This window comes from Nostoc sp. TCL240-02, from assembly GCF_013343235.1.
In the GTDB taxonomy this organism is placed as follows: Bacteria; Cyanobacteriota; Cyanobacteriia; order Cyanobacteriales; family Nostocaceae; genus Nostoc.
Window position 1 is genome coordinate 1104482 of the sequence record NZ_CP040094.1, and the last position, 14269, is coordinate 1118750.

Annotated in this window: 15 protein-coding genes and 1 CRISPR repeat array; of the genes, 8 read left to right on the forward strand and 7 right to left on the reverse strand. The window is 42.2% G+C overall.

The window, feature by feature from the left end:
* The first annotated feature begins 138 nt into the window (after nt 1–138).
* Entirely contained in the window at nt 139–2856 is a 2718-nt protein-coding gene (locus FBB35_RS04915) for a DUF3536 domain-containing protein (protein WP_174708716.1), read from the forward strand.
* Between the two features lie 70 nt (nt 2857–2926).
* On the opposite strand, the gene FBB35_RS04920 is transcribed toward FBB35_RS04915, so the two are convergent.
* The 4 genes from FBB35_RS04920 to FBB35_RS04935 are packed head-to-tail and all read right to left on the reverse strand — an operon-like array spanning nt 2927 to nt 5061.
* Nucleotides 2927–3172, reverse strand: coding sequence for a hypothetical protein (locus FBB35_RS04920; RefSeq protein ID WP_174708717.1), 246 nt, complete (start codon nt 3170–3172; stop codon nt 2927–2929).
* A 35-nt stretch (nt 3173–3207) separates the two neighbouring features.
* The gene (locus FBB35_RS04925) at nt 3208–3453 is read right to left on the reverse strand and encodes an HNH endonuclease (RefSeq protein ID WP_174708718.1); all 246 of its coding nucleotides are present in this window, start codon (nt 3451–3453) and stop codon (nt 3208–3210) included.
* An 8-nt stretch (nt 3454–3461) separates the two neighbouring features.
* On the reverse strand, nt 3462–4559 hold the full coding sequence (locus tag FBB35_RS04930) for a Gfo/Idh/MocA family protein (protein WP_174708719.1): 1098 nt from the start codon (nt 4557–4559) through the stop codon (nt 3462–3464).
* Nucleotides 4560–4593: 34 nt separating this feature from the next.
* Entirely contained in the window at nt 4594–5061 is a 468-nt protein-coding gene (locus FBB35_RS04935; RefSeq protein ID WP_174708720.1) for a DUF4870 domain-containing protein, read from the reverse strand.
* A gap of 291 nt (nt 5062–5352) precedes the next feature.
* On the opposite strand from FBB35_RS04935, the gene FBB35_RS04940 reads away from it, so the two are divergent.
* The 3 genes from FBB35_RS04940 to FBB35_RS04950 all read left to right on the forward strand — a co-directional run bounded on the left by FBB35_RS04940 (nt 5353) and on the right by FBB35_RS04950 (nt 8334).
* The gene (locus tag FBB35_RS04940) at nt 5353–6843 is read left to right on the forward strand and encodes a BamA/TamA family outer membrane protein (RefSeq protein WP_174708721.1); all 1491 of its coding nucleotides are present in this window, start codon (nt 5353–5355) and stop codon (nt 6841–6843) included.
* Nucleotides 6844–6937: 94 nt separating this feature from the next.
* The gene (locus FBB35_RS04945) at nt 6938–7309 is read left to right on the forward strand and encodes a hypothetical protein (RefSeq protein WP_174708722.1); all 372 of its coding nucleotides are present in this window, start codon (nt 6938–6940) and stop codon (nt 7307–7309) included.
* Nucleotides 7310–7311: 2 nt separating this feature from the next.
* The gene (locus FBB35_RS04950) at nt 7312–8334 is read left to right on the forward strand and encodes an isopenicillin N synthase family oxygenase (protein WP_174708723.1); all 1023 of its coding nucleotides are present in this window, start codon (nt 7312–7314) and stop codon (nt 8332–8334) included.
* 311 nt (nt 8335–8645) lie between these two features.
* A CRISPR array of direct repeats spans nt 8646–9558; the repeat unit is 37 nt; unit sequence ATTGCAATTCATCAAAATCCCTATTAGGGATTGAAAC.
* 99 nt (nt 9559–9657) lie between these two features.
* On the opposite strand, the gene FBB35_RS04955 is transcribed toward FBB35_RS04950, so the two are convergent.
* On the reverse strand, nt 9658–9891 hold the full coding sequence (locus tag FBB35_RS04955; RefSeq protein WP_174708724.1) for an EF-hand domain-containing protein: 234 nt from the start codon (nt 9889–9891) through the stop codon (nt 9658–9660).
* 429 nt (nt 9892–10320) lie between these two features.
* On the opposite strand from FBB35_RS04955, the gene FBB35_RS04960 reads away from it, so the two are divergent.
* Nucleotides 10321–10866: a shikimate kinase gene (locus FBB35_RS04960; protein ID WP_174708725.1), complete on the forward strand. Its 546-nt coding sequence runs from the start codon at nt 10321–10323 to the stop codon at nt 10864–10866.
* An 11-nt stretch (nt 10867–10877) separates the two neighbouring features.
* Here FBB35_RS04960 and FBB35_RS04965 read toward each other — a convergent pair whose 3' ends face one another.
* Nucleotides 10878–11480, reverse strand: a complete 603-nt coding sequence (locus tag FBB35_RS04965; RefSeq protein WP_174708726.1) for a Uma2 family endonuclease — start codon at nt 11478–11480, stop codon at nt 10878–10880.
* A 168-nt stretch (nt 11481–11648) separates the two neighbouring features.
* On the opposite strand from FBB35_RS04965, the gene FBB35_RS04970 reads away from it, so the two are divergent.
* A complete protein-coding gene (locus FBB35_RS04970; protein ID WP_174708727.1) occupies nt 11649–12011 on the forward strand; it encodes a pentapeptide repeat-containing protein in 363 nt (120 codons plus the stop codon).
* A 100-nt stretch (nt 12012–12111) separates the two neighbouring features.
* Nucleotides 12112–13008: an acetylglutamate kinase gene (gene argB / locus FBB35_RS04975; protein ID WP_174708728.1), complete on the forward strand. Its 897-nt coding sequence runs from the start codon at nt 12112–12114 to the stop codon at nt 13006–13008.
* A 103-nt stretch (nt 13009–13111) separates the two neighbouring features.
* Here the strand turns inward: argB and FBB35_RS04980 are convergent, their stop codons facing one another.
* A complete protein-coding gene (locus FBB35_RS04980; RefSeq protein WP_174708729.1) occupies nt 13112–13534 on the reverse strand; it encodes a hypothetical protein in 423 nt (140 codons plus the stop codon).
* 169 nt (nt 13535–13703) lie between these two features.
* Between FBB35_RS04980 and FBB35_RS04985 the strand changes: the two genes are divergently transcribed.
* Nucleotides 13704–14246, forward strand: a complete 543-nt coding sequence (locus FBB35_RS04985; RefSeq protein WP_174708730.1) for a tetratricopeptide repeat protein — start codon at nt 13704–13706, stop codon at nt 14244–14246.
* The last annotated feature ends 23 nt before the right edge of the window (nt 14247–14269 follow it).

Genomic DNA, 14269 nt, shown 5'->3' on the forward strand with positions numbered 1-14269 from the left:
ATGAGGAAGATTTGTCAAAAATTTAGTTAGATTCCATAGTTGTTGTTTATACCGGATTTTGTGTTTAAGCCATTGGAGAAAGGTTTACGCACAACGTTTTCGGTGCAACTGTAAGTTTTTTGTTTTGGATAAATATACATGACTTCTGCTGCTGAAATGCCGGCTAGCTCTGGCTCAACGTTAACATTACATTCAGATCCCAATAACACTAGAGAAACCGATCCCCTGAGAAAGGCTAATGGTGTTTATGTGACGGTGCATGGTCATTTTTACCAGCCACCAAGGGAAAACCCTTATCTGGACGCAATTGAACGCCAACCGAGCGCTGCACCTTTCCATGACTGGAATGAGCGGATTCATTGGGAATGCTATCGCCCGAATGCCTTTGCCAGAGTCTTAAATGACCAAGGTGAAGTGGTGGGGATCGTCAATAATTACGAATATTTTAGTTTTAATATCGGGGCAACGCTGATGTCGTGGCTAGAACGCTACGATGTGGAGGTTTATCAGCGCATTTTAGAGGCAGATACTAAGAGTAGCCAACGCTTGCATGGTCACGGCAATGCGATCGCGCAAGTATACAATCACATCATCATGCCTCTGGCGAATGAACGCGACAAATATACTCAAATTCGCTGGGGTAAAGAAGACTTTCGCTCCCGTTTTGGCCGCGATCCCGAAGGAATGTGGTTAGCGGAAACTGCTGTAGACTATGCAACTTTAGAGGCTCTTGTTGCTGAGGGTATTCGTTTCATTATCCTTGCACCATCCCAAGCACTGCGTTGCCGTCCTCTCCCCACTCAAGATCATCCCCATCCGGAATGGATCGAAGTTGGCGGTAGTCAGATTGATTCTACCCGTCCCTATCGTTGTTATTTGAAGCCCACACTAGATACTTCATCTTCACCTCTAAGTGCAATCGCCACTAGCCCCAAAGACGGTAGTAGAGAAGAATTACCCTACATTGATATCTTCTTCTACGATGGCCCGATATCGCGGGATATGGGTTTTAGTGATGTGGTTTATAATTCCAGTCACTTTGCCGGACGTATAAGCTCGGCAGTGCGTGGGGATCATCGTCCAGCACAGTTAATTTCTGTGGCGACAGATGGGGAAACCTTCGGACATCACAAAAAGGGAACTGAGAAAACTTTAGCCTACGCCTTTACTAAAGAGTTTCCTCAACAAGGTTGGACAGTAACGAACTTCGCCCACTACCTCAGCCTCAATTCTCCCAGTTGGGAAGTGGAATTGAAGTCAGTCACAGCCTGGAGTTGCGCCCACGGTGTCGGCAGATGGGAGGATGACTGTGGTTGCGGTGGTGAAGGCGGTGTCTGGCATCAGAAATGGCGTCGTCCCCTACGGGATGCCCTAAATTGGCTGCGGGATCAGCTAACTGAGGTTTATGAGGAACATGGTAGACAGTTATTTCGCGATCCCTGGCAAACACGGGATGAATATATCCAAGTAATGCGCGATCGCTCTGCTGGCAATGTCAACCGTTTCTTAGCCCGTCATCAAACCCACAAACTAACAGCAGCCGAACAAGTAGACGCTTTGCGCTTATTAGAAATGCAGCGTCACGCTTTATTGATGTTTACTAGTTGCGGTTGGTTTTTTGAAGAAATTTCCCGTCCAGAGGGGACGCAAATTCTTCGCTACGCTGCCCGTGCTTTGGAATTAGCAGGGGAAGTGGCTGGTGTGCAGTTGGAAAAAGGCTTTGTCAAACGTCTTGGTTTAGCCCCCAGTAATGTCGATGAATTCAAACACGGTGCGGAAATTTATCGACAACTCGTGTTAACTGCCCAACTTGGCTTTAAGCAAGTAGCATCCCATTACGCCATCACTTCCCTATTTAACAATCAGAAACCGGCACAGACGCACAATTCTTTGCCTAGAAAAGATGTTGCTGACAAACAATCTCAGCGTTACCACAAAAAAGTTTATTGCTATGCTGCCAATGAGCTAGATTACCAACTGCAACGGATGGGATCGCTCACTCTGGCTGTAGGAAATTTAAAGCTGGTATCAGAAATTACTTGGGAAAGTGAGCATTTGGTATTTGCGGTTCTCCATTTGGGAGGCTGGGATTTCCATTGCTGCATTCAACAATTTACCGGGCGGCGTGACTACAGCCAAATCAAAGAAAAGCTGTTTGGGGCACTAAAACAAGCTAGTGCGGCTCATACTATCTTGGCCATGACACAGCTATTTGGCGAAGAAGCTTTCAGCTTACAAAATCTATTTGCTGAAGAACGCCACCGGATTATGCGGCTGCTTAGTCAGGAAACGCTGACACGTTTAGGACAGTTGTATACTCAAGCCTATCGTGATAATTACGGGGTGCTGATGGCGTTCCATCGAGATGAACTAGCAGTACCACAAGAATTGCAGGTAGCAGCCGATATTGCTTTAGGGCATCGCTGTCTGATGACATTGCGATCGCTTGAGCAAGAGATTGCCGATCCCCAAAAGAGTTGGAGTCACATCTTAGAATTGGAAGCGATCGCTACTGAAGCAAAACATCTGCGTTGTCGGCTGAATATTCCCGACGGTAAGCAGATGTTAGAACAGTTAATTGCGCGATCGCTCTGGCAATTGTTGCACGATGCCAATGGTAGCTTTAATGCAGATATCCAACTGTTGGAGAGATTGATTGATGTCGGGGATCAACTAAATATTGATGTTTCCCTACAGCGATCGCAGGAACTATACTTTAGTTGTCTGCACAGTCAAATAGCGCCGGTGTGTATTACTAGCGTTGGGAATGAAGCAGATAATCAGTGTCTCCAGTTGCTCAAGTTAGGTAAAAAGTTAGCCGTTGATGTTAGCGCGATCTCAAATCAGTTGAGATAGATGTAGGGTAGGACAGTAAAAATTTCACACAGAGAAGGGGAAAATTTTCCCCTTCTCTTTTTAATTTGCTTTATTTAACTTGGGAGCGATCGCAATGGTACGGATAAAGCCATTCACACTTAAAGAGTCCGTGGGTATGTTTCTCAAAAAAGGTTCCTGCGTGGCGGCTACGTGATATATTGATCCCAGCTTTAGTTTTAACCTCATATAGCCAGGGAAAGGCTATTACTAAAACAGTCATGAAGGTGAAGAGGTAAAGAATTGTAGTTTTAATATTGGGGAATCTTCGGGAATTACTATTGTGATTTTGAGGCATAGAAATTAGAAACGAATAGCCCACACTATAATAACCTAAAGCTCAAAATATCGTCGAAAACGTGGATCGATATTATCTGTTTTCTGCTGATTGCAGGTAAGACAGAGGGTTTGTAAATTACTAATATCATTTTGGCCACCACGGCCAAGAGGAATGATATGGTCAATGCTGAGGTGAGTTTCTGTAGTAGTTTTACCGCAGCTTTGGCATTGATATTTGTCACGTTCAAAAACATATTTCTTGACTTCCGGCGGGATACGAATACGGGGAGTTTTGCTCATATTTCTCTCTAGTGATTAAGAAATTCTTCCAAACTAGGTACATCTACCCAACTTGTCTTTGTATGCGATTCATGGGATAAATCCATCAACAATTGAGAATAAATTCCTTCTCGTAGTGATGGGGTAATTTCCTGATTGCGTTCAATTCCTTGCACCCATTCATCTACTACGCGGATAAATGCTGAAATGCGCCCATCAGCATAATTTTTCGGGAAAATTAACCGATTTGGTATTTCTATTTCCGTCAAGGGTTTACCCGTCTGGGAACCCCAAACACGAAAACCGTGGATATAATCTTTTTGATTTTCACTACCTACAATTAATGTACCGCGATCGCCATACACTTCTACCCAATGTGTTCTTGGTGCATGAACAACCGCACTGATAGAAAGTTGGCAAGGTGTACCATTGGCTAATTCCAGCGTTAATATACAGTTGTCATCTGTATTGACTGGCTTCGATTCTCCACTCACAGGGTCAACTCGTGTAGGAATTGCAGTAGTTAAATGGGCGTTTAATCTCCGAACTGGCCCGAATAACCAGTGAATGTAATCGAAGGCGTGGGAACCCAAAGATCCTAATGCACCGCCTCCTTTTTCTTTGTCAGAATACCAATTCCAAGGGCGTGAAGTATCAGCACGAGAAGAACCTAACCAATCAATTTTAATTAAGCGTAACTCACCCACATAATTTTCTGATAGTAATTCAGCAAATAACTGCCATGCTGGGACAAAGCGAAATTCAAAATCTACAGTCGCAATTACGCCTTTTGCTTTCGCTAACTGATAAAGTTCTTTAGCTTCAATTGCATTTAAGGTTGTCGGTTTTTCTAGTAATAAATGTTTTCCAGCTTGTAGTACAGTTTTTGCCATTTCATAATGTAAAAATGGCGGCGTAGAGATACTGACTGCTTGTACTTCTGGTAATGCCACAATATCAGCCAGAGAATCAGAGGAGTGAGGTATATTATGGGATTCTGCAATGGCTTTGGCTTTATTTATATCTCGATGATAAACAGCAACTACCTCGGTTTGAGGATGTGCTTGAAATCCAGGGATGTGAACTTTTTGACCAAATCCAGTGCCTGCGATCGCAATTCCAATCATAATAATTTTTCTTCCTATATTTAAGTGATTTTTATTATCGTAAAACTCTAATTGTTAAAGGGTAACGATAATGCTCGCCCTTATAAGCTTTGACAGAGGCAAAAGTCACTAAAAATAATTGTAATACTAGTTTGAATGAGAATAATGACACCAGTACAATTATCAAGCCGTCTAAAGTGTTTTTTATTTGATTAGATGAACCGTTGTTAGTCACAACTATACTCAAACTAGTTAATAATAAAATTAAGGATACTATTATAACAATCAAGGTATATAGTGTTAAAGAAAATTGAAAATTTAAGGATTCTTTTCCTTGTAAATCAATCCAAGGATATTGGGATTTTTTAAAGCGCCAAATCATCAGGGGAGCTAAAAGATTTAAAGGTAAATATAAAGGAATGCCAAGAAATACTATAAAAACTAATAATATCCATCCTAACAAAGCCGAGAAATGACACAAAACCGCCCATATACGCATTTGTTGTTTAGGTTTTTGTCTCATGGCTTTTTATGTGTAAATGGAATTTTCAGATAATTACCTACTGTAATTATCTATAAAAAAGCCAAAAAAGAGCAAAAACTTAAAAGCTAAGTATTTCTCTTTCATAGTTTTTGGAAGAGGTTCTATCTCCCACACTATACCTTCTTGTGGCAGCAGCGCAACTTCTCAACTAAAGCGATCGCGAAACAAGCAACCAGATTTTGGGATACTCAATAGCAAGGTTAATATAGAACTTACGCAAAAGAGAACCGCTCTATGCTGTAAACTTAATAACACTAACGGATTTTCAATATGCGAGTTCAAATAACTGTAGTTGCGATCGCAGCAATGTTAGTGAGTGGTAAAAATCTAGAGGCCCTTGCAGACTCGCAACCATCCACTCAAGATGGGGCTAGTGGGATTGTCACACCAGAAGCTACGATCCATATAGAGGGAGGATACGCCCAATATGGTGATTATATCGGAGTTAGTTTAGCAGATAACCAAACGCTGGAAATTTCCCAAAAAGTTGTCAAAGATATCCAGATTCGTTTTCTTAATAGCAGAGGTCTGCCAATTAGAGGGCGAACTCAGAAAGATTTTGTCATTGGTTTGCTAAAACTCAAGCCAGGTCAGGTATTCAGTAAAGATTTACTTCAAGCAGACTTGCAACGCTTGAGGAGATTAGAGTCATTCAACCAAGTCAATGTCTACCCTAAAGAAGATGCTTCTAGTGTTAATATCCTTTATGTAATCAAAGAGCGTAGCTTCCCTTCTCTCATCTTTGGAGGCGGTAATAACGATGACGTTGGGCTATACGGTCAGGTTGGTTATAGAGATGAAAACGTTAGCGGAGTGAACGATAGATTAAATACAGTTTTGCAGTTCAGCACTAAAGATGTCCAATTTAATGGTCAATTTACTAGTCGTTATCGTTCTGAAGAACCAAATCGCTTAGGCTATAGCATTAGAGGTTTTCGTAGTAGAAATACATCGGGAACCTTCAACGACGATATCAGATTGGCTGACGGCAGCAAAGTCCGAGAAGGAAGATTTGGTGGTTCTGTAGCACTTTTACGATCTTTTGATGAGTGGGATACATCTGTAGCGCTCAACTATACCAGAATTAGTCTACGCGATGGAGAATATAACGTTGTCCAGGTTGATAGATTGGGGAGTCCTCTATCTGTGAGCGGCACTGGAATTGATGACTTATATACAGTATCATTTGCTGTATCCAGAGATCGACGCGATCGCCGAGACAATCCGACTCAAGGATCAATTCTCACCTTGATTACAGAACAAGCAATACCTATTGGACTAGGGAATATTTTCAGCAACCGCTTGCGGGGAGACTATATTCAGTATTTACCAGTTAGTTGGATAGGTAATGGTAGACCAACTGATAATCCAGAAATGTTGGCGATTAATTTACAAATTGGTACGACGATTGGAGATTTCCCACCCGCCGATGCTTTTAATATTGGTGGGATAGATTCTGTCAGAGGTTACGGTTATGGTAAAGTTGCCAGTGGTCGGAGTTATGGTTTAGCTTCTGTGGAATATCGGTTCCCAATTTTTCAGTCAGTAGGGGGAGTTGTTTTTACTGACTTCGCCTCAGATTTCGGGTCTAGTGATACCGTGTTAGGAGAACCAGGAGTCTTACGAGGCAAACCTGGAAGTGGCTTTGGTTACGGTTTAGGATTGCGCTTGAACTCACCCTTTGGGCTAATTCGAGGCGACTTAGGAATTAGCGACCAAGGAGAAGTTAGATTTGAAGTGACTACTGGTCAGCGATTTTAATCCCATTAGTTTATTAATTGGCGCTTAAAATCACCATGACTTGACGCAAAGCTTTGCTGAGTTCAAGTATTTCATAATTCGTAGCGGATTTAATTTGACAATACGCTGCATTAACAACGCAGAGGCTTGTATTGTGAATGCAGAGGCTTGTATTGTGAATGCAGAGGCTTGTATTGTGAATGCAGAGGCTTGTATTGTGAATGCAGAGGCTTGTATTGTGAATGCAGAGGCTTGTATTGTGAATGCAGAGGCTTGTATTGTGAATGCGGCGGTTTGTTATGTTAATGCGATGGCTTGTTATGTTAATGCGATGGCTTGTATTGTGAATGCAGAGGCTTGTATTCGTAAAGATGCGATAAATTATCACAAAGACGCGATAAATCGCCGTCTCTACAAAAGACTGATTATTGTGGAGACGGCAATTCATCGCGTCTCTTACCTTAACCGAACAATATTGCCAAGCTGAACATGAAAAACTTGCAAGTTGTGGAGAAAGAGTTTTCATCCGTCCCGATTATTGATATCAGCACCTTGGTTTCTAGAAAAGGAAATCTCCATTCCGTTGCATCTCAGATTAGGCAAGCGTGTCGAGAATCTGGATTTTTCTATATTATCGGACATGGTGTAGACGAAAAATTGCAACAACGACTCGAAGAACTCAGCCGCCAGTTTTTCGCGCAGGATTTGGAAACTAAACTTAAAATTCGTATGGCTTTGGCAGGTATTGCATGGCGAGGTTATTTCCCCGTCGGTGGCGAACTAACATCCGGTAAACCCGACTTGAAAGAAGGTATTTACTTTGGCGCTGAACTCCCAGACGAACACCCACAAGTGCAAGCTGGTACTCCCATGCATGGTTCAAACCTCTTCCCCGCCAACATTCCCCAATTTGGCGAAACATTACTTGAATATATAGAGGCGATGACAAACTTGGGACACACTCTCATGACTGGTATAGCCTTGAGTTTGGGATTAGAAGAATCTTACTTTGCTGACCGTTATACTTCAGATCCTTTAGTGTTGTTTCGCATCTTTAACTATCCTCCTAATTTATCACCCTCAGATAGTGATCCGCTCTGGGGTGTTGGCGAACATACAGATTATGGCGTTTTAACCATTCTTAAACAAGACGATTCTGGCGGATTACAGGTTAAATCCAAATCAGGTTGGGTTGCTACGCCTCCCATTCCCGGTTCCTTTGTCTGTAACATCGGCGATATGCTAGATAAAATGACGGCTGGTTTGTATCGTTCTACACCTCATCGTGTACAAAACCAGTCCCAAAATCATCGCCTTTCGTTTCCCTTCTTTTTCGATCCCAATTTTGATGTAGAAGTTAAGGCCATTGAATTAGATAATATAGTGGCGAATGACAATATAAGCGATCGCTGGGATAATGCTAACATCCATGATTTTCGCGGAACTTATGGTGATTATGTGTTGAATAAGGTGTCTAAAGTTTTTCCCGAATTGCGGCGAACAGTCTTATAAGGTTTTAAGCCATTTATTTCTTGCTGAGTCGCCTTTTGGTTAGGTTCCTGTATATCAAATGCGCGAAAGGGTAGGTGTACAAATTTAACAGCCTCAAAAAAGTGCTTCTATCCCAACACCAGCAAGGCTTTCACCCTAATAATCGCCCTATTATCATCCGCGCAATCTCTGAAATGCTTACAAAAATCGGGTTTCAACCTTTAAATTTTCCGGACACTCTTTCCAAACAAATTCTCTAATGCTATGATTGCTCAAGAATCGCGCAACTGCACCTTGAAAACTAAATACAGCTTAGGTTTCAAGCTCCCGCTATTGCAATTCATCAAAATCCCTATTAGGGATTGAAACCCCCTGCCCCTGCTGCTATCGGAACAAATTACAAATTGCAATTCATCAAAATCCCTATTAGGGATTGAAACTCATATTCTCTCTGTTGATCTAGGACTGACATATTGCAATTCATCAAAATCCCTATTAGGGATTGAAACACACGAGCCAGAGGCTTTGGGATGATTTCGGTGTAGATTGCAATTCATCAAAATCCCTATTAGGGATTGAAACAGCGTCGATCGGCTCCTTGGCATCTCTCCCAAACTTCGCATTGCAATTCATCAAAATCCCTATTAGGGATTGAAACATATATAGCGGTTAGTAGCCCACCACCCCCAGAGGCAGCATTGCAATTCATCAAAATCCCTATTAGGGATTGAAACAATTTTTCCGGTTAACCAATCTCTACCCGCTTGAATTGCAATTCATCAAAATCCCTATTAGGGATTGAAACTAGCTCCCTTCTGCTATTGATTTCCCCTTTACCATTGCAATTCATCAAAATCCCTATTAGGGATTGAAACCTAGTTCTAGCTGATAAAGGGATTTACCAGAACCAAATTGAATTGCAATTCATCAAAATCCCTATTAGGGATTGAAACAGGACAAACAACAACCATGTGAAGGTGCAAAGATTGCAATTCATCAAAATCCCTATTAGGGATTGAAACGTAGAGCTAATTTTATGGAGCAGCAAACATTAGCTATTGCAATTCATCAAAATCCCTATTAGGGATTGAAACTTAGAAGGCATGACTTATAATCCAGTTTTGGCGGGAAATTGCAATTCATCAAAATCCCTATTAGGGATTGAAACTTCACAGCTACGCTCCTCTGCGTAGCTGCGGCACTGATAAATTGCAATTCATCAAAATCCCTATTAGGGATTGAAACCATTTTCATTTGTCACCAGTGACCTATAAAAGGCAAATCCCTCTCTAGTGCAGTGTAGAAAGGGATTTATGAGGTATTAATACCCTTGTTTTTTGATTACTAGTTTAAATTATTTGCTTTTTCAACAGCTTCCTTTAACTCTTCAAAAGTAATACTACCGTCTTTGTCTGAATCATAATTTACTAATAATTCCTGGGGACTACTGGTATTTGTTTCTGATGAGATGATTGCACTTAAGCCAGGACTTAAAAAAAGATCGTTAATGGAGACTTTGCCGTCTCGATCACTATCTAAGGTATTAAAAAGAGATTGAAGCTCTTGCTCGGTTGTCATAAGTTTCTATCTGAATTACTTTTTTGATTTAACACTCTCAAAATCTTGACAAAGACGCAAGGACAGTGAGGACAGTCCAGTGTGTGAATGTAGTAAATTGAACACTTAATAGCGTATCTAAGGTTAGCGTTTCGAACGCGATACTTCCAAAATCTCCCTCTATTTCAGTAATTTACTCCCTGATTGTAGCTAATGACCTAGAAACGGCGAATCCCTCTCTAGTGGTGTGTAGAGAGGGATATATATTGAAACCCAGAAGAGTGCCGCAATACTGGGGAGAGAACCAAAAATGTACGAGTCAATGGGTTTATAATTGGAAGCTGTGACTCAGCGAGAAGTTTGATCTAAGGAAGTCCTAGCTCAAATCTTCTTTCAAGGGGAGACGCTAAGGGCGAACGGTGACAACTCATAATTGGAGCGAAGCTACTGGTGGGCAGTTTATTACAAGGAGTCAACCTGTACTTAATTGGTATGATGGGCGTTGGTAAGACGACAATAGGGCCCTTACTAGCAAAGCATCTGGGTTATGGGTTTCTGGATCTTGATGGTGTCATTGCCAAAGCAACAGGTAAATCTATCAATCAGTTATTTGCTGAAGAAGGTGAAGCAGGGTTTCGCCAAATAGAAAGTGATGTACTTTCACAAGTTTGTGCTTTTACAAAATTGACTATAGCGACCGGTGGGGGCATTGTATTACGGCGAGAAAACTGGGGATACTTGCACCACGGTTTGATAGTGTGGATAGATGTGCCAGTTGAACTCATTTATAAGCGTTTAGCTGAGGATACCACCAGACCACTGTTGCAAGATTCTGACCTCAAGGTTAAATTGCGATCGCTCCTCGAACAACGAACACCACTTTACTCTCAAGCCGATTTGCACATCATCGTGCAAGAGGGAGATACGCCTGAAGACATTGCCAAGCGAATACTTGAGGCAATTCCTGGCGTACTCAAACCACAAGCTTCTCATTAAGAAGACTCAAGTTACCAAATTTTGCCCATCCGTAGGATAAATCCGGGTAATTCTGGATTCCCCATAACTGCTTCAGGATTATCCAAAATCTCAACTTCTCGATTAGGACGGTAAATGTAGACTTTTCGATTCTGCCGATCAATTAACCAGCCTAGTGATGTACCGTTATCAATATACTCCTGCATTTTCTCTTGTAATTTGCTCAGGCGATCGCTGGATGAGCGTAACTCAATTACAAAGCTGGGACAAATTGGTGCAAATGAAGCTTTTTGTAAATCTGTTAAGACGTTCCAGCGCTCCAGTTGAATCCAAGAAGCATCAGGGGAACGCATCGCTCCATTAGGTAGTGTAAAACCTGTACTGGAGTCAAAGCCTATGCCAGTGCCATCTTGTTCAGTCCAATTCCCAAGCTGTGCAGCAATGTTAAAGTTACGGTTGCCCGTATCTGAAAAAGCTGGTGGCATGATGATAACTTCCCCATTGGCAGTACGCTCAATTCGCAAATCTCCATTAGCTTGACAAAATTCATAGAACTGCTCATTTGTCATCTGCACAAGCCAGGGGAAATTTACCGTTAGGGGTGTGCTTTCAGTTTGGATTAGCAACGTGGTCATTTTCATTCCCTAGCTTCAGCCGAATGATTTTAATTTTAGAGGTTTGAAGGAGCGATCGCTTGCTTGTTGTGTCGGGTAATCTGGAAATAGTTAACCTGTTTCATCCGTCATATTTATGGGATTGACTCTAAAGCTTGAAATTTTACTCCTCTGTCACCAAAGAATTCAATGGATATTGAAGAGTTTTTCAGTCGTTTAGATACTGGGGAAAAGGATTTTTCAGGAGTCGATCTCAGTGGTGCAGTCCTAAGCGAAGTTGACTTGTCTGGCATTAATCTCAGTGGTGCTGATTTGAGTGGGGCGATCCTCTGTAAAACTAAGTTATGGGGTACTGATTTAAGAGACGCTAATCTGAGCGGTGCTGATTTACGTGGTGCTGATTTGAGAGTTACTCGTATGGAAGGCGTTAATCTTGAAAATGCTAACTTATTGGAAGTTAACTGGCGCGGTGCAGAAAAGTATGGGACTTATTTTTACAATACGGTTATGCCAGATGGTGAACTCCTAACAGAGCCAAACATCTATGGCTGATCAGTACAAAGATACTTGACTTTGGCATCAGAGATTGTGACGAGTTACAAAGTCTTCTACACTGACAGAAATAGGTTTTAACTCTCAACGGCGGCTCCTCATGACGGTCAACGATTCTGAATACATTAGACAAACTGAAGCCACTCGTGTGCGTGTACTAAGCGAAGCACTACCTTATATTCAACAATTTGCCGGTCGCACTGTTGTTGTCAAATATGGTGGTGCAGCGATGAAAGATACCGCACTCAAAGACAAAGTTATCCGCGACATTGTATTTTTATCTTGCGTGGGCTTGCGTCCAATTGTAGTCCACGGCGGTGGCCCAGAAATTAACAGTTGGTTAGATAAGCTGGGAATCGAACCACAATTTAAGAATGGTTTGCGAGTCACTGATGCCGCCACAATGGATGTAGTGGAAATGGTTTTAGTTGGTCGAGTTAATAAAGAAATTGTTGCCCTAATTAACCAAGCTGGTGGATTGGCTGTAGGACTTTGCGGTAAAGACGGTAATCTATTTACAGCCCGTCCCCAAGGTCAAGAAGACATCGGTTTTGTGGGGGAAGTCAGCAATGTTAATATCAAGATTTTAGAAACCCTCGCTAGCAATGGCTATATTCCGGTAGTGTCTAGCGTCGCCGCAGACGAGACAGGGCAAGCTTATAATATTAATGCCGATACTGTAGCTGGAGAAATTGCTGCGGCACTAGGAGCAGAAAAGTTAATTTTACTGACCGACACCAGTGGAATTTTAAAAGATTACAAAGACCAATCTACCTTGATTCCGAAAGTAGATATCCGCGAAGCCCGCGAGTTAATTGTGAATGGGATTGTTACCGGTGGGATGATTCCCAAAGTTAATTGTTGTGTGCGATCGCTTGCTCAAGGAGTCCGTGCTGCACACATCATCGATGGTCGCATTCCCCACGCCCTGTTACTAGAAATCTTTACTGATGTTGGGATTGGGACGATGATTTTGGGTTCGCAATTTACCTCTTGATGCTTATGGGGCATGGGAAAGAAGCAGAGGGGCAGGGTGCAGGGTGTAGAGGGGAAAATTCTTCTCCCTTGCCCCCTACTTCCCTGCCCCCTTGCTCCCCACTCTACCGGGGATAGGTAATAATAACCCGCGATCGCCCACCGCTAAATGGTGTACGTTGCCATGAATTATTTATAATCACCGGATTAACTAAAGTTGAATCTCGAATTGTTGGATTAATCCGGTTGGAATTTCTGACATTTTGCCTTACCTGGGGATAGGAATAATCGGGGTAATTAGTGCGTTGTGGCATTAGCCCCGTTGCTGGGTCTACAGGCATAGGTGTAGGAATCGGACTACCATAAGTAAAGGAACCGACAGCAGGCGATGTCTGCCGACAAGCTGCTCCGCATCCACGCATAACTCCATAAGCGCCATCAACTGCGATCGCACGCTGGGCGGAAGCTGGAGCAATGCTTACACCTATGACTCCTAAAGTCATACCTCCTAGGAGCCAATTCAGTTGCGAATGCTTGATTTTCAACATATTTTGCTCACCTGCATTTGATACCAGAGTTTTTAATCAGAAAATAGTCGCAGCTACTTAGTTAAAATTTTAGAAGTTTATCCACTTTCAGATTGCCAGCCTTTGAAAAGATTCCAAAAAGATTGCTGGCATTGGCAAAATTAAAATAGTGCTAATTTTTGTATAAGACGTGAGTGCAGAAAGTTTAGAAATTGCTAAAACCTTCTACCAGACTGGGAAAATTGCCTTTGAAAATGGGCGATACCGCGAAGCTGTAGAAAATTTAGAAAAGGCCAGCGCCCTTTTAGCTCGTAATTCTCGCTTTGGGGGTGAAGTAGAAATTTGTCTGGTGACAGCTTATGAAGCAGCTGGACGCACGGATGAGGCGATCGCTCTTTGCGAAAGACTCAAACGCCATCCCTATATTGAAATCAGCAAACAAGCACGACAGATGGTTTACATCTTAAAAGCACCAAAGCTGAAAAGACCCAGCGAATGGATGACCGAAATCCCGGATTTGGACACACTACAAGAGAATGAACTCAAAATTTCTATAGCTGCTAAAGCCACTAAATCTTCTGTGCAGCAGAAGCCAAAACCTACAGAGCCAGAATTTGTTGACCTCAGTCAGGTCAATACCAGAGATAATCGCTTTATCTGGGTGGCGCTAATTGCCATTGGTTTAACCATCTCGTACTTGGTTTGGTTGAATTTTTCAGGAACCCCTGGCTGATACTATGTTGACTTTTGGGGAGA

Excerpts from the sequence above, each read along its gene's own strand:
- FBB35_RS04915 (WP_174708716.1), top strand. The coding sequence starts at position 139 with ATGACTTCTGCTGCTGAAATGCCGGCTAGCTCTGGCTCAACGTTAACA.
- FBB35_RS04920 (WP_174708717.1), bottom strand. The coding sequence starts at position 3,172 with ATGCCTCAAAATCACAATAGTAATTCCCGAAGATTCCCCAATATTAAA.
- FBB35_RS04925 (WP_174708718.1), bottom strand. The coding sequence starts at position 3,453 with ATGAGCAAAACTCCCCGTATTCGTATCCCGCCGGAAGTCAAGAAATAT.
- FBB35_RS04930 (WP_174708719.1), bottom strand. The coding sequence starts at position 4,559 with ATGATTGGAATTGCGATCGCAGGCACTGGATTTGGTCAAAAAGTTCAC.
- FBB35_RS04935 (WP_174708720.1), bottom strand. The coding sequence starts at position 5,061 with ATGAGACAAAAACCTAAACAACAAATGCGTATATGGGCGGTTTTGTGT.
- FBB35_RS04940 (WP_174708721.1), top strand. The coding sequence starts at position 5,353 with ATGCGAGTTCAAATAACTGTAGTTGCGATCGCAGCAATGTTAGTGAGT.
- FBB35_RS04950 (WP_174708723.1), top strand. The coding sequence starts at position 7,312 with ATGAAAAACTTGCAAGTTGTGGAGAAAGAGTTTTCATCCGTCCCGATT.
- FBB35_RS04955 (WP_174708724.1), bottom strand. The coding sequence starts at position 9,891 with ATGACAACCGAGCAAGAGCTTCAATCTCTTTTTAATACCTTAGATAGT.
- FBB35_RS04965 (WP_174708726.1), bottom strand. The coding sequence starts at position 11,480 with ATGACCACGTTGCTAATCCAAACTGAAAGCACACCCCTAACGGTAAAT.
- FBB35_RS04970 (WP_174708727.1), top strand. The coding sequence starts at position 11,649 with ATGGATATTGAAGAGTTTTTCAGTCGTTTAGATACTGGGGAAAAGGAT.
- argB (WP_174708728.1), top strand. The coding sequence starts at position 12,112 with ATGACGGTCAACGATTCTGAATACATTAGACAAACTGAAGCCACTCGT.
- FBB35_RS04980 (WP_174708729.1), bottom strand. The coding sequence starts at position 13,534 with ATGTTGAAAATCAAGCATTCGCAACTGAATTGGCTCCTAGGAGGTATG.